Origin of the sequence: Janthinobacterium sp. TB1-E2, assembly GCF_036885605.1 — a bacterium.
GTDB classification, from domain to species: Bacteria; Pseudomonadota; Gammaproteobacteria; order Burkholderiales; family Burkholderiaceae_D; genus Janthinobacterium; species Janthinobacterium aestuarii.
In genome coordinates, this window is the sequence record NZ_CP142523.1 from 491,172 (window position 1) to 516,831 (window position 25,660).

Sequence of the window (25,660 nt, forward strand, 5' to 3'; positions counted from 1 at the left end):
AGCCTGCCGGCTGGGTAGAGGGCAGGCTTGCTGGACGGAAAGGGCGCTGGCTTAATGCCCGCCATGCCCCTTCTTCGCCGTCTCAAAACTTTGCAGCACGTGCTCGGCCATGCCATTGGCCAGCTCGTGCTCGCCAATGAAGACTTTGCCCGCGTTTTCCGCGCGCAGCAATTCCGCCTCTTCTTCGCTGTGCGTGCGCACCACCGTCAGGATGGCGGGGTTCAGCGCGCGCGCCGTCTCGATCATGGCGCGCACGTGGAAGGTGTCCGGCGTGGCGATGACGAGCATGGTGGCGTGCGTGATGTGCGCCTGGATCAGCACGGCCGGTTCGCCCGCATTGCCGGCCACGGCCGGAATGCCCTGCTTGCGCAGCTGGTCGACGATTTCGCGGTTTTCCTCGGCCACGACAAAGTGGATGCCCCGCTCCATCAGGGCGGCGGCGATGCGCCGGCCCACGCGGCCATAGCCGACGAGCACGATCTGGCCCGACAGTTTTTCCTGCGGCACCGTCATCGGCAGCTCGGCCAGCGGGTCGGTCGTGCGTTCGAACTTGCGCGCGAAATCGCTGTTGTTCATCACGCGCAGCAGCGGCTTGGCCATGCTGAAGACGAGCGGGTTGAGGGCGATCGACAGGATGGCGCCGGCCAGGATCAGGCTTTGGCCTTCCTGCGGCATCAGGCCCAGGGACAGGCCCAGCGCGGCCAGGATGAACGAGAACTCGCCGATCTGCGCCAGGCTGGCCGAGACGATGATGGCCGTCTTTGGCGGATAGCGCAGCGCCATCACGAGCAAAAAGGCGGCGATCGACTTGCCGAAGATAATGATGGCGCACACGGCCAGCACTTGCAGGGGCTTGTCGATGAGGATGTTCGGCTCGAACAGCATGCCGACGGAAACGAAGAACAGCACGGCGAACGCGTCGCGCAGGGGCAGGGACTCTTCCGCGGCGCGGTGACTGAGTTCGGACTCGCGCAGCACCATGCCGGCGAAGAAGGCGCCCAGCGCGAATGACACGCCGAACAGCTTGGTCGAAGCGTAGGCGATGCCGACGGCGGCGGCGATCACGCACAGGGTAAACAGCTCACGCGAGCCGGTGCGCGCCACTTGCCACAAAATCCACGGGAACAGCTTGCGGCCGACGACCAGCATGAAGATGATGAAACCGGCCACTTGGCCCAGGGTCACGGCCAGGGTCTGCCACAGGCTGACGGATTCGGCGCCAGGAGCGACCTTGCCGCCCAGCGCGCCGGCAAACGCCGGCAGCAGCACCAGCACCAGCACGGTGACGAGGTCTTCCACCACCAGCCAGCCGACGGCGATGCGGCCATTGAGCGAGTCGAGGATGCCCCGCTCTTCCAGCGCGCGCAGCAGCACCACGGTACTGGCCACGGACAGGGCCAGGCCGAAGATCAGCCCGCCACCGAGGGTCCAGCCCCACCAGTGGGCCAGGCCCATGCCCATCGCCGTGGCGACGCCGATCTGCAGGATGGCGCCGGGCAGCGCGATCTTGCGCACGTCCCATAAATCTTCGATGGAAAAGTGCAGGCCGACACCGAACATCATCAGCATCACCCCGATTTCCGCCAATTGTCCCGCTATTTCCGCATCCGCCACAAAACCGGGCGTGGCCGGTCCGATGATGATGCCGGCGGCCAGATAGCCGACCAGTGCCGGCAGTTTCAGGCGCGCGGCGATGAAGCCGAAGATGAGGCCGAACCCGAGGGCGGCGGCGATGGTGGTGATCAGGCTGATGTCATGGGGCATGCGTGTGGGGTTCCTTATGGGGACGTGCGGGTAGAAAAAGATGTTGCTCAGCGACCAAGTATAAACGCATCAAAGCCCCTGCCGGAAAATTTCCTGCGGCTTTATTGCAAAAAACCTGTGCTATATCTTCGTCCAGGTGGCCACGAACGCATGCCTATCCACCTTGAACATCGCCTAATTCAGGAGTCAGGCGATGTTACACCCATGCGCTCAGAGCTTGCGCACGACCACGCAGCCGATGGAATAGCCGGCGCCGAACGAGCAGATGACGCCGGTGCTGCCTGCCGCCATGTCATCCTGATATTTATGGAAGGCGATGATGGAACCGGCCGACGAGGTGTTGGCGTAGGTGTCGAGGATCACGGGCGCCTCATTGGCTTGCGCGTCGCGGCCCAGGATCAGGCGCGCGATCAGCAGGTTCATGTTCAGGTTGGCCTGGTGCAGCCAGTAGCGGGAGACTTGCGCCACTTCCACGCCGGCCTTGGCCAAGGTCGCCTTGATCATCTCGGCCGCCATCGGGCATACTTCCTTGAAGACCTTGCGGCCTTGCTGGCGGAACAGTTTATCGGCCTGGCCCACGCCGGACTCGTCAAAACGGTTGAGGAAGCCGAAATTGTTGCGGATGGCATTCGAGAAACGCGTTTTGAGTTCCGTGCCGATGATCTCGAACTGGTGCTGGGACACGGCCGTGTCTTTCGCTTCGACGATGATGGCGGTGCAGGCGTCGCCGAAAATGAAATGGCTGTCGCGGTCGCGCCAGTTCAGGTGGCCGCTGGTGATTTCGGGATTCAGGACCAGCACGGCGCGCGCCTGGCCGCTTTGCACGGCTGCCACGGCTTGCTGGATGCCGAAGGTGGCCGACGAGCACGCCACGTTCATGTCAAAACCATAACCATCGATGCCCAGCGCATCCTGCACTTCCACGGCCATGGCCGGGTAGGCGCGCTGCATGTTGCTGCAAGCGACCAGCACCATGTCGATATCGGCTGGCGTGCGGCTGGCGCGCGCCAGCGCGTCGCGCGCGGCGGCGACCGCCATTTCCGCCTGCAGGGACAGTTCGTCATCGCCCCGTTCCGGGATGCGCGAGACCATGCGCGCCGGATCGAGGATGCCTTCCTTTTCCATCACGAAGCGCGACTTGATGCCGGACGCCTTTTCGATGAAGGCCACGCTCGACAGGTCCAGCGCCGTCACCGTGCCTGCGGCGATCGCGTCGGCGTTGTCGGCATTGAACTTTTCCGCGTAGGCATTGAAGCAGGTGACCAGCTCTTCGTTGGAGATCGAAAATGGCGGCGTGTACAGTCCGGTACCGCTGATGACGACTTGTTTCATGGTTAAACTTTCAAATTTGGCAATCGACGTGGCGCCGATAAGTGAAGCAAATTTTACACAAACAGGCTCGACTGTAGAGAGTTTCGTGTTGCGGGGCAGGGCGATGTGTGGCGGAAGATTGATTTTTGTCGCGTGGAGCGGTGCTGGGGGTATTGCGTGTGATGGGGTCAGACCCGCCGGGTCTGACCCCAAACTGCTTACTTCTTCTGCTCTTTCTTGACGTCGGCCTGCACCACCACCGGTTCGGTCTTGGCCAGTTGCACCGGCAAGCCCTTCAGGTGATTGAGCGCCTGGTGCAACTGGAAATCGTCCTTGCTGCCAAATTCCAGCGGCTTGCGGGTCTTTTCCAGGGCGATGATGCGCAATTGCTCTTCCATCTCGTCGTTGACGGGGGCGGCCTTGGTGCTTTCCTTGTCGCGGTCGTTGCTCAGGTGCTTGGTCAGGTCCGCTTCGCGGATGCGCAAGCCGTTCAAGCCGTCGCCATCCGCATTTTCATCGACCAGCAGGTCGGGCACGATACCTTTGGCCTGGATCGAGCGGCCGTTCGGCGTGTAGTAGCGGGCCGTCGTCAGCTTGACGGCCGTGTCGGCTGTCAGCTGGCGGATGGTTTGCACGGAACCCTTGCCGAAGGTTTGCGTGCCGATGATGGTGGCGCGCTTGTAATCCTGCAGGGCGCCGGCGACGATTTCCGAGGCCGAGGCCGACCCCGTGTTGACGAGCACCACCAGCGGTACTTTCTTGATGGCGGCCGGTAATTTCGCCAGCGCGTCGCCTTCCGAGCGGAAAGTATAGTATTCGGCGCGGCCGTAGAACACCTGTTTCGAGTCCGGCAGCTGGCCGTTGGTCGAGACGATGGCCGCGTCCTTCGGCAGGAAGGCGGCCGAGACGCCGATGGCGCCCTGCAGCACGCCGCCCGGATCGTTGCGCAGGTCGAGCACCATGCCCTTGATGTTCGGATCTTGTTGATATAGCGCCGTGATCTGCGCGGCCATGTCGTCGACGGTTGGTTCCTGGAATTGCGACACGCGCAGCCAGGCGTAGCCCGGCTCGACCATCTTCGCCTTCACGCTTTTTTGATGGATTTCCTCGCGCGTGATGGTGAAGGCCAGCGGCTGCGCTTCATCCTTGCGGGCAATGGTCAGCGACACCTTGGTGCCCGGTTCGCCGCGCATGCGCTTGACGTTGTCGTCGAGGCTGACGCCTTTCACGGGCTGGCCATCGAGGCGGGTGATCAGGTCGCCGGCCTTGATGCCGGCGCGGTAGGCGGGCGAATCCTCGATGGGCGAGACGATCTTGATGTAGCCGTCTTCGCTGAGGCCAATTTCAATGCCCAGGCCGACGAACTTGCCTTCGGAGCCTTCGCGCAGCTCGGCGTAGGCTTTCTTGTCCAGGTAGGCGGAATGGGGGTCGAGCGAGGCAACCATGCCGGAAATGGCGTCTTCCAGCAGTTTCTTGTCTTCGACGGGCTCGACGTAATCGGACTTGATCAGGCCAAACACGTCGGCCAGCTGTCGCAGCTCTTCCAGCGGCAGGGGCGGCTCGACGGTCTTTTGCGCCATGGCGGAAAATTGCAGCGACACGGCGACGCCGGCCACCACGCCCAGGCCGATCAAGCCGGTATTTTTGAGTTTGCCCATCATTGCACCTTTGCAGCTAGCGTGTCTTGCACAAGCGCCAGTCCCCGTGGAGCGGCGCTTTGTTGAAAGTATAGACCTGAATCTCTGCCGGCGTGGGCCGGCCGTAGAAAAAGCGTGCCTGGGTCCAGTCTACGCGCGAAAACGGGGCTGCCAGCTTGCCATATGTTGCGGTTTTGTATGCGATGTATAGGGAGTCTTGAGGGGAGTAAGCATTTGTAAGAGTCGAAAAAAAGCGTGTGCGGCGGCCCTATAGTGGACTCGCATTCTCGACCCGAAGTGGTTTTGCCTGCGTCCGCGGACGCAGGCTTTTTTTTATCCGCGGGCTCCGGCTCATTTAGACTGGAGCTTCTTTCTTCCCAGCAGATAAAAAATGTTAACTGATTTGCAGGCACGTGTCTCGCTCGAAGCGCTGATTGAAAAGTATCTGAGGGGGCGGGATCCTGATGCCGGCCTGCTGATCGACATCGTTCAGGATCCGTCACGGCAAGTGCCGATTAGAGGTGTGCTCGAAGCTATCGGTCAGTTCAACAACACGCAGTTCACGCAACAGGAACTGACGCTGATCGACGACCTGCTTTATCTGTATGGATAAACGCTGCATGCGCTGTTCCAGCCCACGCCATGCTCGCCGGACTGGACAATGAAAGCCCCTTGAGCTTGGCCGAACTGAGCGGCGCGTGCTACATTCCTGCAGCGCCTGGCGCGGCGGGCTATCCGCCCGCAGCTATCTGCCCGGTCTTTTTGACATGCCCCATAAGGACAATTCGTGAATCGCTATCTCTTGAGCAGTCTGACCCTGACCCTGTTGGCTGCGTTTGCCCATGCCGCCGAACCCGTATCCGCCGCTGCCGCTCCGACCGTGGCCTCAGGCGCCGCGCCTGCCGCCGCTGGCGTCGTTTCCGGCATCGATGTGCAGTACATCGACCCCGCCGTGCGCGTGCAGGACGATTTCTTCACCCATTTGAACGGCAAGTGGCTGGCGACGGCCGAGATCCCTGCCGACAAGTCGAGCTGGGGTTCGTTCGCCAAGCTGCGCGATGACACGACGCCGCAATTGCGCGGCATCATCGAATCGACGCAACAGGACAAAAACAAGAAGGCCGGTTCCGAAGCGCAGAAAATCAGCGACCTGTACGCCAGCTACATGGATGAAGCCAAGCTCGATGCGCTGGGCACGAAGCCGCTGGCCGGCGAACTGAACCGCATCCGCTCGCTGCGCGACAAGAAAGGCGTGCCGGCCCTGATCGCCCACCTGAGCCAGACGGGCGTGTCGACTCCCTATGCCGTCTACGTGGGCCAGGATGCGCGTGCCTCGACGAAATATGCGGCATATGTCAGCCAAAGCGGCCTGGGTATGCCAGACCGCGATTACTACCTGGAAGCCAAGCAGGCTGGCGTCAAGGAAAAATACCAGGCGCACGTGGAAAAAATGCTGGCCATGGCCGGCGACAAGAACGCCGCGGCGCGCGCCAAGGCGGTTGTTGCGCTGGAAACGGCCCTGGCCGAAGTGCAATGGACCAAGGTCGAGAACCGCGACCCCGTCAAACGCTACAACAAGACCGACATCAATAAGCTGAACGACCTGACCCCGGGCTACGACCTGAAGTCGGGCCTGGCCGCGCTCGGTATCGCCAACAAGGTCGATTACGTCATCGTCAACCAGCCAAGCTACCTGGCCGGCTACAACAAGGTGCTTGCGTCCGCCGACCTGGACACCGTGAAAGCGTATTTCGAATGGCAGTTGCTGCGCAGCTATGCCAGCTACCTGTCGAAAAACTTCGTCGATGAAAGCTTTGCCTTTTACGGCACGGTACTCAGCGGCGTGACGGAAAACCAGCCGCGCTGGAAGCGTGGCGTGGGCGCCGTCGAAGGCGTGCTGGGCGAAGCCGTCGGCAAACTGTATGTCGCGCAATATTTCCCGGCAGAGCGCAAGGCGCACATGCAGGAACTGGTGAAAAACGTGCTGGCCGCCTACAAGGACAGCATCGATACCCTGGACTGGATGAGCCCGGAGACCAAGAAGGAAGCGCAAGCCAAGCTGGCCAAGTTCACGCCGAAGATCGCGTATCCGAACAAATGGCGCGATTATTCGAAGCTGCAAATCGTCCCGGGCGACCTGGTGGGCAACATGATGCGTGCCGCCAACTTCGGCTCCGCGCGCCAGGTGGCCAAGCTGGGCAAACCGATCGACCGCGAAGAGTGGGGCATGACGCCGCAAACGGTGAACGCCTATTACAGCTCGACGATGAATGAAATCGTCTTCCCCGCCTCCATCCTGCAGCCGCCGTTCTTTGACGCCAACGCGGATGACGCCGTCAACTATGGCGCCATCGGCGCCGTCATCGGCCATGAAATCAGCCATGGCTTCGACGACAAGGGCAGCCAGTCCGATGGCGACGGCAACCTGCGCGACTGGTGGACCCCGGCCGACCGCAAGAATTTTGCGGCCAAGGCCGACGCGCTGACCAAGCAGTACGACGGCTACAGCCCATTGCCTGGCTACCACGTCAACGGTGCGCTGACACTGGGCGAAAACATTGCCGACAACTCGGGCGTGGCGATCGCCTATAAAGCCTATAAAATCTCGCTGGGTGGCAAGCCGGCGCCCGTGCTGGACGGTTTGACGGGCGACCAGCGCTTCTACATGGGCTTTGGCCAAGTGTGGCGCAGCAAGATGCGCGAAGCGCAGCAGATCGTGCAGATCAAGACCGATCCCCATTCGCCGGGCCAGTACCGCGCCAATGGCACCATGGTCAACCAGCCAGGTTTTTATGAAGCGTTTGGCGTGAAACCGGGCGACAAGATGTATGTCGCGCCGGAAAACCGTGTGATCATCTGGTAAGTGCCATTGAGATTTAGCTAAGTAGGTCGGATTAGCGGGGCCGCCGAGGCGCGCAAGCGCGTAATCCGACGATACCGCCGGTGCAAACAATGTTGTCGGCTTACGCCCTCTGGGCTAAGCCGACCTACGCCATGTAAACGTTATCTTGTCACAACAAAAAAGACCACTTGCGTGGTCTTTTTTGCATTCTGGCCAAAGTTCTTTCTGTCATTTCGGCCGGTATGCTACAGTCAAAAACCGGGCCAGAAGCCCTGGGCCTTCTGACCCTTATATTCCACACAATACAATATAGAGGACAACCGTGAATCGTTATTTGTTAAGTGCATTGACCCTGAGTTTGCTGGCCGGCGTGTCCGGCATGGCTGGCGCCGCTGATAGTGCCAAGAAAGCCGCCGCCGCTCCCGCCACGGCCGTCGCCGCTGCGGCGCTGACGTCGGGCATCGCCGTCGAATACGTCGACCCTGCCGTGCGCGCGCAGGACGACCTGTTCCAGCACCTGAACGGCAAATGGCTGGCGGAAACTGTCATTCCTGCCGACAAGTCGAGCTGGGGCAGCTTTGCCAAGCTGGCCGACGATACGCAAACGCAGCTGCGCGGCATCGTCGAAGGCGCTGCCGCCGACAAGGCACGCGCGGCCGGTTCGAATGCCCAGAAAATCGGTGATTTCTATAACAGCTTCATGGATGAAGCCAAGCTGGAAAGCCTGGGCCTGACGCCCTTGAACGCGGAGCTGGCGAAGATCGCCGCGCTGCAGGATAAGGCGGAATTGCCGGCCGTGATCGCCCATTTCAGCAAGCTGGGCGTGACCTCGCCTTACGACTTCGGCATCCACCAGGACGCCAAGGATTCCACCAAATACGTGGCCGACATCGTGCAAAGCGGCCTGGGCTTGCCTGACCGCGATTACTACCTGGAAGAAGGCAAGGCCGATACGCGCGCCAAATACCTGGCCCACGTGGAGAAAATGCTGAGCTTGGCTGGCGACGCGAACGCGGCCGCCAATGCCAAGGCTATCCTGGCGCTGGAAACGGAACTGGCCAAGGCGCAATGGAGCAATGTGCAGAACCGCGACCCCGTCAAAACCTACAACAAGGTGGAACTGGCGAAACTGGCCAGCGTGGCGCCAGGCTACGACTGGGCCCGCTACCTGAAGGACACGGGTATCGCCGGCAAGGTCAATTATGTGATCGTCAGCCAGCCCAGCTACCTGAAGGGCTTTGCCGAGATCGCCAACAAGACGCCGCTGGAAACGTGGAAAGCATACTTCCAGTGGCATTTGCTGCACGCGAACGCCGGCTACCTGCCGAAAGCGTATGTCGACGAAAACTTCGCGTTTTATGGCACTACCCTGACGGGCGTGACGGAAATGCGTCCGCGCTGGAAACGCGGCGTGGGCGCCGTCGAAGGCGCGCTGGGTGAAGCCGTGGGCCAGCTGTACGTGGAGCAGTATTTCCCGGCCGAGCGCAAGGTGCGCATGGAAGCGCTGGTGAAAAACCTGATGACGGCCTACAAGCAAAGCATCGACAAGCTCGACTGGATGAGCCCCGTCACCAAGAAACAGGCGCAAATCAAGCTGGCCAAGTTCACCACCAAGATCGGCTATCCGAACAAATGGCGCGATTACTCGGGCCTGACGGTGGCGCCCGACGACTTGATCGGCAACATCCAGCGTTCGCACCTGCTCAACTACAACCGCGAGCTGAACAAGCTGGGCCAGCCGATCGACCGCGACGAGTGGGGCATGACGCCGCAGACCGTGAACGCTTATTACAATCCTGAGCTGAACGAAATCGTCTTCCCGGCCGCCATCCTGCAAGCACCGTTCTTCGACGCCAACGCGGACGATGCCGTCAATTATGGCGCCATCGGCGGCGTGATCGGCCATGAAATCAGCCACGGCTTCGACGACCAGGGCGCCCAGTACGACGGCGACGGTAATTTGCGCGACTGGTGGACCAAGGCTGACCATAAAAACTTCGCCAAGAAAACCAAGCAGCTGGTGGCGCAGTACAACGGCTTCAGCCCGGTGAAAGGCCACTTCGTCAACGGCGAACTGACCCTGGGCGAGAACATCGCCGACAATTCCGGCGTGGCAATCGCGTACAAAGCATACAAATTGTCGCTGAACGGCAAGAAAGCCCCCGTCATCGACGGTTTCACGGGTGAACAGCGCTTCTACGCGGGCTTTGCTCAAGTCTGGCGCATGAAGATGCGTGAAGCGCAGCAACTGGTCTTGCTGAAAACGGACCCGCACTCGCCAGGCCAGTTCCGTGCCAACGGCACCATGCGCAACCAGCCCGGCTTCTATCAAGCCTTCGACGTGAAACCGGGCGACAAGATGTATCTGCCGCCGAAAGACCGCGTCATCATGTGGTAACAGCAGTGCTGACGCACTAGCACCGAGCCGCCCCGCTATCAAGCCGGGCGGCTTTTTTACGCCGTGTAATCTGGCACAAACTGCGGACGAAAAAAAACCGCCCATCCGGGCGGTTCCTGGTTCAGCGCGCTGGCTGAATTATTTGGCAGGCTCGGCTGCAGGAGCAGCGCCATCAGCGGCCGCGGCCGGTGCCGGCACTTCCGGTTCCTTGAACTTGCCGCCCGACGCGTTGGCGATGTAGACGACGGCGCGCGCCACTTCCACATCGTCGAGGTCCGGATTGCCGCCCTTGGCCGGCATCGCGCGCAAGCCTTCGATGGCGTGTTTCAGGACTGTATCGTAGCCCTGGGCCAGACGGGCAGACCAGCCGCCCGCGTCGCCAAATTTCGGTGCACCGGCCACGCCGGCGCCATGGCAAGCCACGCAGGTGGCCGTGTAGACGGCTTCGCCGCTTTGTAGCACTTTCGGACCGCTGGCATCCTTGAAGGTAAAGCCAGCATTGGCAACCGGACTCAAGCGCTCGGCAATGGCTTCCGGCGACTGGCTGTCCGTACCGGCGCCCGTCAGTTTTTGCGCCGTGACGAACTGCACCAGCAGGATGATGCCGATGACGGTGACGAGGAAGAAGCCAGCTACGGCGGCAAGCAATTGTTTAGGCGTTTTGATCGCTGATTGTTGTTCGTTATGTGCGTCGCTCATGATGTCCTTAGTCCAGATTTGAAACTGATGGCCGTGTAAGGTAGCATTTTTACATGCTTGGATGTAAACCTTTATGAAACCCACAATTATAGGCACAAAAATTGAGCAGTGACATGCAATTGCCAGCGATACGACAGTTTCCGTAGACGTAGGTAAAGAAAAACGGTATCCTTCGCATCACTTCAGAAATTCCCCCTACGCGGCTGTAGCTCAGTGGATAGAGTATTGGCCTCCGAAGCCAAGGGTCGTGGGTTCGATCCCCGCCAGCCGCACCAGTTTTCCCCTAAAAAAATCAACTACTTAGCTGTTGCATTGGTTTGCAATTTAATGCGTTATTTTGCGCATTTTGGCACACTCACTGTGCACAAAATTGTGCCACCACATAGGCACAGAAATTCAAGTACTTGGCACAATGTGGTGACCTAGGTCGGCTTTAATGAGTGTTCACGAGTGTAGTCCACGTGGCGCTGCAGTCTCTTAAGTTCATCATCTAGGGTCTAGTGACCTCGATTAGTTCGCGGCATTAGCATCTACGCGCACTGTGCGGTGGGAGTATGGCAAGTGATGGACAAGTCATGCGACTATCTGAACACCTCGTTTTATTTGGTGTTATTTGTAATTAATTAGACTTTCCGCTGGGACATATTTGTGAGAAGATATTGAATTGTTTAGTTGGCAATGAGATGTTGTTATCGCAATATCGTGTGCGCTTGAGGTCTCGCAAGTGTCACAATGCAGAGGACAGTAAAAATTATGGCAACATACATGGTTTCGCAGGTACCTGTGGAGGTTCCGGTAGCTGGTTATCCAACTGTTGAGTTGGTGGCTGCCTTAGAGTCTAAAGTCAACTGGACACTTTTACGTACGGCGCTCAAGCAAGCGAAGCTGCCGGTTGGTTTAGGCTGGAAAGCTCTCGCGTCGAATGCGGAGGAGGCAACGCCTGAAGGGAGTCGTCTTCGCAAGTTCTTGAGTGATTTCTTTGATGAAACCATCATAGCTGGAGAGCGTTATGTCCAGATCTATAGTGTTGAGAAGTCATTTATCGATTCGCTTTTAAAGGCTATAGAAAAATCTACGCCTCTAAAATCAGAATTTAGTGAAAAATATCCATTACCACTTGATCTAAAATCTATACGTGCTGCGCCTAGTTCGCCAACATTATGCGAAATTAGAAATTTTCCAAATGGCGATGTGTCTTTAGTTTTCTGTGCTGCCGGATATTTTGATGATCGGAATGTTTATGAGAGTAATCAATTATCTGATTTGGTGAAAAAAGCTTATGACGGAATTGATAGACTTATTACGGTAAGAAAGACGTATTATCAGTCGTATGATGTAATTACAGTACGTCGTCAGTTGGAAAGAATTGAAATATCTGTTGATCAGCCTTCTAAATTGGTTGGGGCACGCTTCGAAGATCGTCCTATGGAGATTTTGACTTCCGGAGCATTACATTTTTCTGATTTTGTGGGATTTGGTGCAAAAGCTCCTGATAATCTTTTTCCTGCGATGTCAGCGATTTATACGGAGCCAAAGGAGGGGCGGGTTGTATTTTTAGCTTTCCGTACTCTAACTGGGTCAATTAAGCGAGAAAGAATGACCCGCGATGATGATGATCTCCGAGATGAAATTTTTCACCAGGCGGGTATGGAAGCTGTAGGGCAGGACATCAAGCCTTATGAATTAGAAGCCGAGTGGAACTTTAAAGCGCCTGACGGTGTTGGTACCGTAAAACTACATGGACTCATCAGTCAGTTGGCATCCCAAGATCCGACTTTGCACGGCTGCTATGTTAAAGCGCATCAAATATCATCTTTTGAACGGACTCTTAATAGACTCATGACATTTACTAGCAAACCGTGAAATTCAACAACAAAACCGAAGTAAGAGAAGCACTAGAGAGCATCTGGCGTGGTCGCCAAGAGGCTGACTTCGGGCGTGTTGTTGTCGAATATTTATCTTTGCATTTGGATGCAAAGCATATCCCAGTTTCAGAATTCTTTAAGATTGCACACAACGTAAATATTTCTGCTCCAGATGTGATTTTGAATATTGTTAATTTTTTCAGTGGTGCACATATAAATTTGTTAGATGCTGGCTTTGAGTATATAGAAAAAGATGACATTGAAGATTTGGATTCTGATCAAGTACGTGCTGCATATGATGGAAAAATAAATCCTTTAACTGGCCAGCATGACGAGGATGTCGCTAAAAAGATTTTTATGTATTTCTTGCCATCGGATGTCGCTAAGATTGCACTTCGGAGTTCCGAATGATGGAGTTCCATGGACGAGAAATCTCTTTAGCTGAGCTTGGCGCTATGGCTGCGACTAGTGAATTTGCTATAAATATTATAAAAAAAGAATGGGTTTCCTCTTACGAAGAATTCGTTGAGTCAGTTTACGATAGTATTGATAAAGCTTTTGCGTTGTTAGAAAAAAGTCCCCAATCATACTTTGATGACGCAATCGGTGAAGATAAGATCACCGAAGAGCTTGCCAATATGTTAGTTATGGCGGGGTTTGATGCACGCCAAGGTCAGACTCAGGGCGGGAATGTGGATTTGACGGTGATGGGTAAAAAAACGACTTGGTCGTGGATTGGTGAAGCCAAAATATTCTCAACTAATACTTCGCTTAAAGAAGGGTTGTTGCAGTTGACTACACGTTATCGAAATGCTAGTCCGCTACATGCTCAGGCCGGGATTTTGGCATATGTAAAACGTGCCAATGCAGTAGGTTGTTTGCAAGAATGGCGAACGGAAGTCGAGGGTATGGTTTTGCCTGATCTTTCTTTGAGTGAGTGTAATCGCCGTGGACCGCTTGCTTTCTTTACCACGCATAAGCATGAGGCGACGGGCCTGCCTATAAAAATCCGTCACACTGCCATTTCTCTGTACCATCTTCCAAAGGATAAAAGTGGGCGGGGGGCAAAGAAATTCGCTGCCGCTCACTCAATGGAAGCTGCAGAGAAACCAGCCAAATAGATGATGATATTAAAAATTCAATCAAGTTTTTTGCTAAATCTTCTGCTCTTAGATGAGTGTAACGTTTAAGCATGTCTAACGTTTTATGACCGGTAATAGCTGCAACCTCCATAACGTTTAAACCCTTTTCGAAGAGCCGACTTGTCGCCTCGTGTCGTAGGTCTTGAAAGCGAACTCCTTTAATGTTGCCCCGATGAGATTCGCAGGCACTTTCAAAGGCTTGGCTCATCGACTCTGCGACTAGTGCAAACAACCTACCTTCTTTTTCTATGCCGAAGGCGCGCAAGGATTTTATTGCAGCTTTTGACAAAGGGATTGTGCGGGGAACATTTGTTTTTGCCGTTGGCAAGTGAGCTGTTTGTTTGTTTAAATCAATTTCTTCCCAAGTTAGAGACGCTAGCTCACTTCGCCGCATTCCTGTTTCTACAGCTACCCTCGAGGCACTCGTTGAGGTTGGATTGGCGCAGGCACATGGTACGGCCCGTGGCCGGACGTACACCTTGGCCGCTGGTTTGTACCGTGCTGACGGTGATAAAGCCGCCTATACACGGCAAATGGGATTCAGCGGTCTTCAGCAGGAACAAATGGTTTTGAGCTATGTACAGCAACATGGTTCGGTGCGGCGTGCCGAGGTGGCTGAGCTATGCCGCTTGACTTCGCTGCAGGCGAAAAATTTGCTGAAACGTTTGCGAGAGTCTGGCCAACTTCTGCAGCGAGGTGAGCGCCGCACTGCATATTATGTGCCAAATGATGGCACGACATCGCTTTAATGGTTTGGCTATTTTTGGATTATTTTTGGACTTCTTTGGACATCTTTGGATATCCGTATGTGATTCCCGTCGATTGAACTGTATCGTAGCCCAAACGGCCCATCCTGGCCGTTTGGGCTGAGGGTTACTGCAGCAATGTCAACAATGTCTGCGTCGTCGCCTTCGACGAGGCAGGATGTCAGCCTGTGATAAGGCACTATCTGTCAGCATATACAAGCCCCACTCGGCGACTATCGGGTAATTACTACCGTTTTCCCTGAGCATGTCTTCCACCAAGTCGGGTACGACTTTGTCAGACCCACAGCGTTACTTCCGTATGCATCAATCCCGTCATTTTTGCCCCTGACGCCCCTGCCGTTGCCTGTTTACAACCTCCAAAGTCCTCCAGCCGCTGATATCAATATTGATATCGAAACAGTGGAAAAATTGATTGGAGAGATTATCGCCCAGCCCCTAAGATAAACGCCGAGCATGCGAACGACATGCAAGCGATACAAAAAATATCAATACAATATCTGGAGATTCATGATGCGCAATGCCACCGGTCCGCTCGCGGCCACTTCCCCTCGTCCATTCACCTTGAAGGCAGCCGTTGCGGCACTGGCCGGTATTGGCTTGCTGAGCACGGCTTCGGTGTGGGCGCAGGATGCGGTGGCGGCCGATGCCAGTGCCGAGCCGGCGGCGGAAGTGTCGGTCGTGACCGTCAGCGGCGTGCGCCGCTCGGCGCAGAATTCCCAGCAGATCAAGATGCGCTCGGACCAGGTCATCGATTCCATCGTGGCTGACGACATCGGCAAATTCCCCGATAACAACGTGGCTGAAACCCTGGCGCGCATTTCCGGTATCCAGATCCGCCGCGATTCGGGCGAGGCGAGCGCCGTCATGATCCGCGGCTTGCGCGATGTCACGACCCTCCTCAACGGCCGCGAACTGTTCACCACCACGGGCCGCTATGTCAACCTGGCCGACATTCCCGCCACGATGCTGCAGCGCGTTGACGTGTACAAATCGCAGGGCGCGGACCAGGTCGAAGGCGGCGTGGCCGGCATCATCGACGTGCGCACCAACCGCCCGTTCGATTTCAAGGACTTCACGGCCAGCGTGAATACGCGCGCCGTCTACAGCGACAAATCCAAGGCCACCGACCCGAACATCAGCGGCATGCTGTCGAACCGCTGGAAGACGGGCATCGGCGAAGTGGGCGCGCTGCTGGGCTTGTCGCAGCAGCAGCACCGCTACCATGAAGAGCGCGCGTTCAATACGGCGCCTGTGGATAAAAGTTTCCTGTCACCGGGTTTGACGGGGCCGGACCAGGTGGGCTTGCTGCCGATCAAGGGCGACCGTCGTCGCACGACCGCCAATGCCGTGCTGCAATGGCGGCCGAACGCCGACGTCGAGCTGTACGCGGAAGGCATGGCCACGCGCTTCCTGCTCGATGCCGAGTCCGATTACTTTGTCGGCTTGCCGTGGTGGGGCACGCCCGTGTCGGCTACAAAAATTCCTGGCACCAACCAGCTGCAAACGCTCACGTCCACCAACGTCAACACCATCATGTCGACGCAGGCGAACAAGAACGAGACGAAGACGCATCAATTTGCCGTGGGCGGCTTGTGGGATATCAACCCGGAATGGCGTTTCACGTCGGAAGTGGCCAGCACCAAAAGCACCTATGCCTGGCGCAACCCGATTCTCGACGCGATTACCGTCGTGCCGAATGCCCGCATCAATACCAACCAGAACGGCACCTTGCACGTGGACTACACGGGCAGCGATTTGCAAGACCCGTCGAACTACTATCTGAAGGGTTTCTTCGACCGCTACGGCAAGGACCAGGGCAGCTCGAACGACGTGCGCGCCGACCTGGCGTACACGCCGAGCGCGGGCGGCATCTTCAAGGAAATCAGCGTCGGCCTGCGCGGCGTGAAGCGCGAAGCCGAATCGATCAAGAGTTTCGAGGGCAATGCGGAAGCACCGGACGTGTCCGGCGCCGCGTTTCCGTTCGGCCGCCAGAGTGTGACGTCGATTCCGGGCCTCAATTGTCTGTCGGAACCGATGTCCAGCGGCGGCCCCGACTATGGCTTGAAGCAGTGGTACACGCCGTGCGCCAGCTTCCTGCTCAATAACACGGGCACCATCCGCGAAGCCGTCACGGGCAGCAGCGCGGCGCGCGCCATGGACCCGGGTTCGTTCTTCAAGGATACGGAAAAGACGTACTCGATCTATACCAAGGCCAAGGTTGCCTTCAAGCTGGGCGCCTATCCCGTCGATGGCACCCTGGGCGTGCGCGTCGTGCGCACCGAACAAAGCCTGCAAGGCAACAGTTCGCAAGATGGCGTCTACACGCCTGTCATCAGCGATACGGCCAGCACCGACGTGCTGCCGAGCGTGGCCCTGAAAATCAAGCTGCGCTCGGATCTGGTCGGCCGCTTCGCTGCCGGCCGCACCATCAGCCGTCCCGGTTTTTCCCAGTTGAACCCGGGCGTGGCCCTGGTCAACTCGACGGAAACGGTGAAGGCGACGGGCGCGGGCGGCAATCCGAATCTGAAACCAGTCACGGGCGACAATGTTGACGCGGCACTGGAATGGTATTTCGCGCCCGCCGGTTCCGTCACGGCTACCGTGTTCCACCACAAGTTCGACGGTTATATCCAGCAACGCATTTCCAGCGAAACCATCGCCGGCAAGACCTATGACGTGGACCGCCCGTACAACACGGCCGCCGGCAAGCTGCAAGGCCTGGAAATTGGCTACCAGCAGTTTTATGACGGCTTGCCTGGCCTGTTGAGCGGCCTGGGCTTGCAAGCGAACGGTACCTACATGAGCGGCACTACCGATGACGAGACGGGCAGCCATGCCATCACGGGCGTGTCGCGCTATGCCTACAACCTGGTGCTGCTGTACGAAAAAGACGCGTGGTCGGGCCGCCTGGCTTACAACTGGCGCTCGAAATTCATCGACAGCTACAACCAGGGCGGCCCCGGCCTGGACTTGAAAGTGGCGCCGACGGCCCAGCTTGACGGTTCGCTGTCGTACAAGATCAACGACCAGTTCACCGTGACCCTCGATGGGAATAACTTGCTCGACACCAAGTTCAAGGATTACTGGAACACTGCGGGCGTGTATCCGCGCGACACGCGCCGCTATGACCGCACAGTGGGTCTTTCTTTACGCTGGAAAATGTAACTTGGTCGCACAGTAAAAAATCAAGGGCGTTGCCATGGTTTCGGCCGGCAACGCCCCTGTCAGTTGGGCAGTCACGCACGATTCATCATAAAAAGAATGGACGGAAAGCATGGAGACGCAAAAATTATCTACCGTTGAAAAGGTCGGCTTCGGCGCCGGCGACATGGCGCTCAATGTCGTCATTTCGTCGATGATGTTGATCATTACCTTTTTCTATACCGATATCTATGGCTTGAAAACCACCGACCTGGCCCTGCTGTTCGTGGCCGTGAAAGTCATCGGCGCCATTGCCGACCTGGTCATGGGCCAGATCACCGACCGCTACAGCTTTGCATCGGGCCGCTACCGTCCATACCTGCTGTGGCTGGCCGTGCCGTATGGCGTCAGCGTCTTCTTTGTCTTCAGCACGCCCGAGTGGCACTATGACGCCAAGCTGATCTGGGCATACTCGACGTATATCCTGATGACCATCATGACGGCCGGCGTGGGAATTCCGTATATCTCCCTGATCAGCGGACTGACGAGCGATCCGCAGGACCGCCTGTCGGCCAACGGCTACCGCCTGTTCTTCGCCAAGATCGGCGCCTTCATGGTGACCATCGTCGTGCCAATCCTGTCGCAGCGCTGGGGCGGCGGCAACCCGGCCGTCGGCTACCAGGCGGCCATGGCCGTGATGGCCGTCATGGGCGTGGCCCTGTTCCTGTTCTGCTATTTCTCCACCACCGAGCGCGTCGTGCACGTGGTGGAAAAGCAATCGCTGCTCGACCAATTGAAAGTGCTGCTGCAGAACGACCAGTGGCTGGTGCTGTGCGGCGTGTGCGTCACGGGCACCATCGGCTACGTGGTGCGCGGTTCCGTCGCCATTTATTACGCGAAATACTATCTGGGTGGCAGCACGGAAACGGTGGCCGCCTTCCTCACGACGGGCGTAGTGGCCGCCATCCTGGCCATGATCGCCTCGACCTGGATCACCAAGTTTTATTGCAAGGTAAAACTGTTCCGCTACACACAGATCGGCGTCGCCCTGATCAGCCTGGCGATCTATTTCTTTGTGAAACCGAGCGACACCGTGCTGGCCTTCGCCCTGTATTTCCTGCTGTCCTTTGTCGTGGATTTGCATGCGCCCGTATTCTGGTCGGCCATTGCGGAAACCATCGATTATGGTCAAGTCAAGACGGGCAAGCGCGTCTCGGGCTTCGCCTTTGGCGGCATTTCCGTGTGCCAGAAGGCGGGCATGGCGGTGGCGGGCGGCCTGGTAGGCGTTTTGCTCGCGTATTTCGACTACCAGCCCAACCATGAGCAAACGCAATTCGCCCTGAACGGTATCGCCCTGATGCTGTCGATCATCCCCGGTTTCTTCCACTTGCTGATGGGCTTGCTGATGTTCAAGTACCGCATTAGCGACGAGTACTACAGCGGTGTCAAATCGGAAATGCACAAGCGCGGTTTTGTGGCCGCCTAAGCAATAACTGAACGGAGTAAATAACATGACAGAAATATTGACCCCGCTGATCGAACAGCGCGCCGACCCGCATATCTACCGTCACAGCGACGGCTATTATTACTTTACGGCGTCCGTGCCGCAGTACGACCGCATTGAACTGCGCCGCGCCGACAGCATCGCCGGCCTGGCCGACGCGCAAACGGTCGACGTGTGGCACAAGCCGGAAACGGGGCCGTACAGCGAACTGGTGTGGGCGCCGGAATTGCACTTCAACCAGGGCGCCTGGTATGTGTACTTCGCCGCCGCGCCGAGCCGCGAGATCAAACATAAGTTGTTCCAGCACCGCATGTATGCGATCCGCAATACGAACGCCAATCCTTTGATTGGCGAATGGGAATTCATGGGCCAGATCGACACGGGCATCGACACCTTCTGCCTGGACGCCACCACGTTCGAGCACGACGGCGTGCTGTACTACCTGTGGGCGCAGAAAGATGTGGCCATCGAGGGCAATTCGAACCTGTACATCGCGCCGATGGCCACGCCGTGGCAGCTGGCCGGCCCGCCCGTGATGTTGAGCAAGCCGGAATTCGACTGGGAAATCCGCGGCTTCTGGGTCAACGAAGGGCCGTCCGTGCTGAAGCGCAACGGCAAGATCTTCATCAGCTATTCGGCCAGCGCCACCGATGAAAACTATGCGATGGGCTTGCTGTGGGCCGACGACTCCGCCGACCTGCTCGATCCAGCGGCGTGGACCAAGTCGCCCGAGCCCGTGTTTGCCACCTGCTACGAGCACGGCATTTACGGTCCCGGCCACAACAGCTTCACCACGGCCGGCGATGGCGATGGCGTATTGCTGGTGTACCATGCCCGCACCTACACGGAAATCGTTGGCGACCCTTTGTGGAACCCGGACCGCCACACGTTTGTCAAACCGTTGCGCTGGGACGCGCAAGGCATGCCCGTGTTTGGCCGCTCATCGACCCTGTAAAACCTGGACCCGACGCCATGACCCCAGTTGATTCTGTTTCAGTGACGCAATTGCCGTTCGGCATCCTGCCCGATGGCCAGCACGTCAGCGTATTTACCCTGACGAACCGCCAGGGCATGCAAGTCAAGGTGCTCGACTTTGGCGCCATCATCAGCGAAATCCACGTGCCGGACCGCGACGGCAGCTTTGCCGACGTGGTGCTGGGTTTCGATCGCATCGAGCCGTATCTGCACAACAGCGCTTTCCTGGGTGCCGTCATCGGCCGTTTCGGCAACCGCATCGCCGAGGGACGTTTCAGTCTGGACGGCAAGGATTACCAGCTGGCCGTCAACAACCCGCCCAATCACTTGCATGGCGGAAACCAGGGTTTTCACCAGGTCATGTGGCAAGCCGCGCCGTTCACCAGGGACGACGCCGTCGGTATCACGTTCACGCGCAGCAGCCCGCACGGCGAAGACGGCTACCCGGGCAAGCTGGATGTCACCGTCGTGTACGAACTGGACAACGATAACGCGCTGAGCCTGCGCTATCACGCCGTGACGGACCAGGCCACGCCGGTCAACTTGACCAACCACAGCTATTTCAATCTGGCGGGGCAGGGCGATATCCTCGGCCACGCGTTGTCCATCAACGCGGACCGCTACCTGCCCGTGGACGCGGGGTCTATCCCCACGGGCGAACTGGCGGACGTGTCCGGCACGCCGTTCGACTTGCGCCAGAGCACCGTCATCGGCAGCAGCATCGATGTGCCGCATGAGCAGCTGCGCATCGGCCGCGGCTACGACCATAACTTTGTGCTGAATCAAAAGCCGGGGGACAGACTGAACCTGGCCGCCACCGTGCGCGAGCCGCAATCGGGCAGGGCGATGCAGGTATACACGCAGGAGCCGGGCATCCAGTTTTATTCGGGCAATTTCCTCGACGGCAGCCAGCAGGGCAAGCAGGGCGCCATCCGCTACCGCGGCGCGCTATGCCTGGAAACCCAGCATTTTCCGGATTCGCCGAACCAGCCGCACTTCCCGAATACCATTTTGCGCCCGGGCGAGGTGTATCAGACGGAAACGGTCTATCGGTTTTCCGCAGAATAATCGTTGCAGACCCCAAAAACCTTTCACGCCCTGCCGCCACGCGCGCGCAGGGCGTTTTCATTGGTGCTGATGGATATCGTTTTCGATATCGGAACGCATTAAAAATTGATTGGAAAGGCATGGCAGGATTCTTTAGTATTCCAACATCGCTGCCCGGGCCGACGACATTAGATCCGGCATGGCACAACCAGGAGAATGGCATGTCTGAGACAAAAAAGAAGGTTGCCCTGCGCTCTGCCGAGTGGTTCGGCTCGCAGGACAAGAACGGCTTCATGTACCGCAGCTGGATGAAAAACCAGGGCATACCTGACCACGAGTTTCACGGCAAGCCCATCATCGGCATCTGCAATACCTGGTCCGAACTGACCCCTTGCAACGCGCATTTCCGCCAATTGGCCGAGCACGTCAAGCGCGGCATCCTGGAAGCGGGCGGTTTCCCAGTGGAATTCCCTGTCTTCTCGAATGGCGAATCGAATTTGCGCCCGACGGCCATGCTGACGCGCAACCTGGCGTCGATGGACGTGGAAGAATCGATCCGCGGCAATCCGATGGACGCCGTCGTGCTGCTGGTCGGCTGCGACAAGACGACGCCGGCGCTGCTGATGGGTGCGGCCAGCGTCGACATTCCGACCATCGTCGTCAGCGGCGGCCCCATGCTGAACGGCAAACTCAATGGCAAGGACATCGGTTCCGGCACGGCCGTATGGCAGTTGCACGAGCAGATGAAGGCGGGATCGATCACCTTGCACCAGTTCATGTCGGCCGAATCGGGCATGTCGCGCTCGGCCGGTACCTGCAACACCATGGGCACGGCTTCGACGATGGCCAGCATGGCGGAAGCGCTGGGCACGTCCCTGCCGCACAACGCCGCAATCCCCGCCGTCGATTCGCGCCGCTACGTGCTGGCCCACATGTCGGGCATCCGCATCGTCGAAATGGTGCACGAAGACCTGCGCCTGTCGAAAGTGCTGACGCGCGAAGCGTTTGAAAACGCCATCAAGGTCAACGCCGCCATCGGTGGCTCGACCAATGCCGTGATCCACCTGAAAGCGATTGCCGGCCGCATCGGCGTGCCTTTGGAGCTGGAAGACTGGACCAAGGTAGGCCGCGGCACGCCGACCATCGTCGACTTGCTGCCGTCGGGTCGTTTCCTGATGGAAGAGTTTTATTATGCGGGCGGCTTGCCGGCCGTCATCCGCCGCCTGGGCGAGGGCGATCTGCTGCCGCACAAGAATGCGCTGACCGTCAACGGCAAGTCGCTGTGGGACAACTGCGTTGAAGCGCCGATCTACAACGATGAAGTGGTGCGCACCTTGGACAACCCATTGCTGGCCGATGGCGGCATTTGCGTGTTGCGCGGCAATCTGGCGCCACGCGGCGCCGTGTTGAAACCGTCGGCCGCTTCGCCACACCTGATGCAGCACCGCGGCAAGGCCGTCGTGTTCGAGGACTTTGAACATTACAAGGCCCGCATCGTTGATCCGGATCTGGATGTGGACGCGAACTCCGTGCTGGTCATGAAGAACTGCGGCCCGAAAGGCTATCCTGGCATGGCGGAAGTGGGCAACATGGGCTTGCCGCCGAAACTGCTGGCGCAAGGCATCACCGACATGGTGCGTATCTCGGATGCGCGCATGAGCGGCACAGCCTACGGTACCGTCGTCCTGCACGTGGCGCCGGAAGCGATGGCCGGCGGCCCGCTGGGCATCGTGCGCGACGGCGACATGATCGCCCTCGACTGCCACAACGGCAGCCTGAACATCGACATCAGCGATGCGGAAATCGCCGAGCGCCTGGCGGCCCGCGAACTGGGCAGCGCTCCCGGACCGAAGAGCGGCTACCAGCAGCTGTACATCGAACACGTGTTGCAGGCCGATGAAGGCTGCGATTTCGACTTCCTGGTCGGCAATCGCGGTTCCGCCGTGCCACGTCACTCACACTAAGCGGAGAATCCCATGCTGTTGCTGCAATTTACGAATGAACACGGCGGGCGCCTCGTCGGCCTGCTGCAAGACGACGCCATCCGCGTCATCGAAGGCTACAACACGACGTATGCGCTGGCGCAAGACGCCATCCGCAAAAAGGTGAGCCTGGCGGATCTGGTCAACGCCACGGTCGGCAACACCACGCATTCCTATGCGGACGTGGCCGCTGCCGGACGTGTGCTGGCGCCGCTCGACCACGCCGATGAAGCGCACTGCTACGTGACGGGCACGGGTCTGACCCACCTGGGCAGCGCCGGCGCGCGCGACGCCATGCACAAGAAGATCGGCGGCGACGCGGAATCCTTGAGCGACTCGATGAAAATGTTCCGCCTGGGCGTGGAAGGCGGCAAGCCGGCTGACGGCACGGCCGGCGCCCAGCCCGAATGGTTCTATAAAGGCGACGGCTCCATCGTGCGCGCCGGCGGCCAGCCGCTGCGCATGCCGGACTTTGCCCTCGATGGCGGCGAAGAGCCGGAAATCGCCGGCCTGTACGTGATCGGCGACGACGGCCAGCCCTACCGGGTCGGCTACGCCATCGGCAATGAATTCTCGGACCACGTGACGGAGCGCCAGAACTATCTGTACCTGGCCCACTCGAAGTTGCGAGCCTGCAGCGTGGGCCCGGCCCTGCTGGTGGGCGAATTGCCCGCGCATATCGCCGGTACTTCGCGTGTGCTTGATGCGGCTGGCAATGTACGCTGGGAAAAAGCGTTCGTCAGCGGCGAAGAGAATATGTCGCACACGATCGCCAACCTGGAACACCATCACTTCAAGTACCCGCTGTTCAAGCGCCCTGGCGACGTGCACGTACACTTCTTTGGCACGGCAACGTTAAGCTTTGCCGATGGCGTGAGCGTGGCGCCTGGCGAAACCTTTGAAATCGAAGCGCCGGCCTTTGGCCCTGCCTTGCGCAACCGCCTCGATGTCTTCCCAACCGAATTTGCGAAAGTGAGCACATTATGAGTTTCAATATCACCGGTGATGCATTGATTGGCGGCGTCGCCGTCAAGGGTAACGGCGGCTCTTTCGAAGCGTGGGACCCGGCCGCGCGCGCGCACATCGCGCCTGCTTTCCACATGGTCGACGCCGCGCAAATCGACGCGGCGTGCCGTCTGGCCCAAGCCGCGTTCGATCCGTTCCGCGCCACCAGCGATGCGGAACGCGCCGATTTTCTCGACACCATCGCCGCGCAAATCCTCGAGCTGGGCGACGACCTGATCGTGCGCGCCATGACGGAAAGCGGCTTGCCGCGCGCGCGCCTGGAAGGCGAACGTGGCCGCACGGTGGGTCAGCTGAAATTGTTCGCCGGCTTGCTGCGCGAGGGTTCATGGACCGATGCACGCATCGACAGCCCGCTGCCTGACCGCGTGCCGCCGCGTCCTGACTTGCGTTTGCGCATGATCGGCCTGGGCCCCGTCGCCGTGTTCGCGGCCAGTAACTTCCCGCTGGCCTTCTCGGTGGCTGGCGGCGATACGGCCTCGGCCCTGGCTGCCGGCTGCCCCGTCGTCCTGAAAGCCCACTCGGCCCATCCGGGCACGTCGGAGCTGGTGGCGCGCGCGATCGTGAACGCGATTGCCATCTGCAAGCTGCCAGCCGGCGTGTTCGCCTTGCTGACGGGCACGGGCAATGGCATCGGCCAGACCCTGGTGGCCCATCCTGCCATCCAGGCTGTCGGCTTTACGGGTTCGCGTTCGGGCGGCATCGCCCTGATGAAGGTGGCGGCCGAACGTGCGCAACCGATACCCGTATATGCTGAAATGAGCAGCATCAACCCTGTCTTCGTGTTGCCGCAAGCGCTGGCAGCCCGTGGCGCGGCGATCGCCAGCGGCTTTGCTGCCTCGCTGACCATGGGCGTGGGCCAGTTCTGCACCAATCCCGGCCTCGTGCTGGGCCTGGAAGGCCCTGACTTTACGGCGTTTGCCGCCGCTGCCGCCGAAGCGCTGGCGCCGGCGCCTGCCGCCACCATGTTGACGGCTGGCATCGCCAGCAGCTATGCCAAGGGCGTCGCCGCCCTGGCGCAGCATGCCGACGTGACGCCGCTGGTGCAAAACACGGGCGACGAAGGCAAGGGCGCCGCCGCCCTGTTCGTCACTTCGGGCGAAGCGTTTTTGGCCAAGCATGACTTGCGCGACGAAGTCTTCGGTCCCGCTTCCCTGCTGGTCGCTTGCCGCGACATCGAGCAATTGCTGGCGATTACGGAAAGCCTGGAAGGCCAGCTGACGGCCACCCTGCAAATCGATGCCGGCGACGTGGACGATGCGCGCCGTCTGCTGCCCGTGCTGGAACGCCGCGTGGGCCGCATCCTGGCCAACGGTTTCCCGACGGGCGTGGAAGTGTCGACGGCCATGGTGCACGGCGGCCCGTTCCCGGCCACGTCGGATGGCCGCAGCACCTCGGTCGGTACGGCAGCCATCAACCGCTTCCTGCGTCCCGTGTCCTACCAGAACCTGCCGCAAGACTTGCTGCCGGAGTCGCTGCGCGACGATAATCCGCTGGGGATCTGGCGTCGTCACGATGGCGTGCTGGGCAAACTTTAATCACAAAAAATAAAAATACACAGGC

The 25,660-nt window shown here is 58.8% G+C and carries 18 protein-coding genes, 1 tRNA gene and 1 pseudogene; 15 read left to right on the forward strand and 5 right to left on the reverse strand.

The genetic code is table 11. The features are described 5' to 3' along the window. Positions 1 to 51: 51 nt before the first annotated feature. The 3 genes from ybaL to OPV09_RS02195 all read right to left on the reverse strand — a co-directional run bounded on the left by ybaL (position 52) and on the right by OPV09_RS02195 (position 4,736). Positions 52 to 1,764, reverse strand: coding sequence for a YbaL family putative K(+) efflux transporter (gene ybaL / locus OPV09_RS02185; protein ID WP_034752902.1), 1,713 nt, complete (start codon positions 1,762 to 1,764; stop codon positions 52 to 54). A gap of 210 nt (positions 1,765 to 1,974) precedes the next feature. Continuing rightward, positions 1,975 to 3,096, reverse strand: coding sequence for a beta-ketoacyl-ACP synthase III (locus OPV09_RS02190; protein ID WP_338680367.1), 1,122 nt, complete (start codon positions 3,094 to 3,096; stop codon positions 1,975 to 1,977). A 197-nt stretch (positions 3,097 to 3,293) separates the two neighbouring features. Further along, complete coding sequence (locus tag OPV09_RS02195) at positions 3,294 to 4,736, reverse strand: S41 family peptidase (protein ID WP_338680368.1); 1,443 nt, start codon at positions 4,734 to 4,736, stop codon at positions 3,294 to 3,296. A 367-nt stretch (positions 4,737 to 5,103) separates the two neighbouring features. On the opposite strand from OPV09_RS02195, the gene OPV09_RS02200 reads away from it, so the two are divergent. The 3 genes from OPV09_RS02200 to OPV09_RS02210 all read left to right on the forward strand — a co-directional run bounded on the left by OPV09_RS02200 (position 5,104) and on the right by OPV09_RS02210 (position 9,952). Continuing rightward, positions 5,104 to 5,325 (forward strand): hypothetical protein, encoded by a 222-nt coding sequence (locus tag OPV09_RS02200; RefSeq protein WP_338680369.1) that lies wholly within the window; start codon positions 5,104 to 5,106, stop codon positions 5,323 to 5,325. A gap of 174 nt (positions 5,326 to 5,499) precedes the next feature. Then, positions 5,500 to 7,575, forward strand: coding sequence for a M13 family metallopeptidase (locus OPV09_RS02205; RefSeq protein WP_338680370.1), 2,076 nt, complete (start codon positions 5,500 to 5,502; stop codon positions 7,573 to 7,575). A 301-nt stretch (positions 7,576 to 7,876) separates the two neighbouring features. Then, a complete protein-coding gene (locus OPV09_RS02210; protein WP_128140944.1) occupies positions 7,877 to 9,952 on the forward strand; it encodes a M13 family metallopeptidase in 2,076 nt (691 codons plus the stop codon). Positions 9,953 to 10,090: 138 nt separating this feature from the next. On the opposite strand, the gene OPV09_RS02215 is transcribed toward OPV09_RS02210, so the two are convergent. Further along, entirely contained in the window at positions 10,091 to 10,651 is a 561-nt protein-coding gene (locus OPV09_RS02215; RefSeq protein WP_338680372.1) for a c-type cytochrome, read from the reverse strand. A 199-nt stretch (positions 10,652 to 10,850) separates the two neighbouring features. Here OPV09_RS02215 and OPV09_RS02220 point away from each other — a divergent pair. From OPV09_RS02220 to OPV09_RS02235, 4 genes are all read left to right on the forward strand, one after another. Next, positions 10,851 to 10,926, forward strand: a tRNA-Arg gene (locus OPV09_RS02220). A gap of 478 nt (positions 10,927 to 11,404) precedes the next feature. Continuing rightward, entirely contained in the window at positions 11,405 to 12,514 is a 1,110-nt protein-coding gene (locus tag OPV09_RS02225) for a hypothetical protein (protein ID WP_181877948.1), read from the forward strand. Beyond that, a complete protein-coding gene (locus tag OPV09_RS02230) occupies positions 12,511 to 12,927 on the forward strand; it encodes a hypothetical protein (RefSeq protein ID WP_128140947.1) in 417 nt (138 codons plus the stop codon). The genes OPV09_RS02225 and OPV09_RS02230 overlap by 4 nt, the downstream gene beginning before the upstream one ends. Continuing rightward, positions 12,924 to 13,637, forward strand: a complete 714-nt coding sequence (locus OPV09_RS02235; RefSeq protein ID WP_338680375.1) for a hypothetical protein — start codon at positions 12,924 to 12,926, stop codon at positions 13,635 to 13,637. The genes OPV09_RS02230 and OPV09_RS02235 overlap by 4 nt, the downstream gene beginning before the upstream one ends. 22 nt (positions 13,638 to 13,659) lie before the next feature. Here the strand turns inward: OPV09_RS02235 and OPV09_RS02240 are convergent. Further along, positions 13,660 to 14,070 (reverse strand): annotated as a pseudogene (locus OPV09_RS02240) (site-specific integrase); the annotation flags it as partial. Between the two features lie 25 nt (positions 14,071 to 14,095). Here OPV09_RS02240 and OPV09_RS02245 point away from each other — a divergent pair. From OPV09_RS02245 to OPV09_RS02280, 8 genes are all read left to right on the forward strand, one after another. Continuing rightward, the gene (locus OPV09_RS02245; protein ID WP_338680377.1) at positions 14,096 to 14,407 is read left to right on the forward strand and encodes a DNA glycosylase AlkZ-like family protein; all 312 of its coding nucleotides are present in this window, start codon (positions 14,096 to 14,098) and stop codon (positions 14,405 to 14,407) included. Between the two features lie 525 nt (positions 14,408 to 14,932). Next, the gene (locus tag OPV09_RS02250) at positions 14,933 to 17,590 is read left to right on the forward strand and encodes a TonB-dependent receptor (protein ID WP_338680378.1); all 2,658 of its coding nucleotides are present in this window, start codon (positions 14,933 to 14,935) and stop codon (positions 17,588 to 17,590) included. A gap of 109 nt (positions 17,591 to 17,699) precedes the next feature. Beyond that, positions 17,700 to 19,052 (forward strand): MFS transporter, encoded by a 1,353-nt coding sequence (locus tag OPV09_RS02255; RefSeq protein WP_034752916.1) that lies wholly within the window; start codon positions 17,700 to 17,702, stop codon positions 19,050 to 19,052. Positions 19,053 to 19,077: 25 nt separating this feature from the next. Then, positions 19,078 to 20,025: a glycoside hydrolase family 43 protein gene (locus OPV09_RS02260; protein ID WP_338680380.1), complete on the forward strand. Its 948-nt coding sequence runs from the start codon at positions 19,078 to 19,080 to the stop codon at positions 20,023 to 20,025. A 17-nt stretch (positions 20,026 to 20,042) separates the two neighbouring features. Beyond that, positions 20,043 to 21,113 carry an aldose epimerase family protein gene (locus OPV09_RS02265; RefSeq protein WP_338680381.1) on the forward strand — a complete coding sequence of 357 codons (1,071 nt, stop codon included), beginning with the start codon at positions 20,043 to 20,045 and terminating at the stop codon, positions 21,111 to 21,113. 200 nt (positions 21,114 to 21,313) lie between these two features. Continuing rightward, the gene (locus OPV09_RS02270) at positions 21,314 to 23,056 is read left to right on the forward strand and encodes an IlvD/Edd family dehydratase (protein ID WP_034752921.1); all 1,743 of its coding nucleotides are present in this window, start codon (positions 21,314 to 21,316) and stop codon (positions 23,054 to 23,056) included. A gap of 12 nt (positions 23,057 to 23,068) precedes the next feature. Continuing rightward, positions 23,069 to 24,061: an AraD1 family protein gene (gene araD1, locus OPV09_RS02275; protein ID WP_034752922.1), complete on the forward strand. Its 993-nt coding sequence runs from the start codon at positions 23,069 to 23,071 to the stop codon at positions 24,059 to 24,061. Then, on the forward strand, positions 24,058 to 25,635 hold the full coding sequence (locus OPV09_RS02280) for an aldehyde dehydrogenase (NADP(+)) (protein WP_338680383.1): 1,578 nt from the start codon (positions 24,058 to 24,060) through the stop codon (positions 25,633 to 25,635). The genes araD1 and OPV09_RS02280 overlap by 4 nt, the downstream gene beginning before the upstream one ends. Positions 25,636 to 25,660 lie beyond the last annotated feature (25 nt).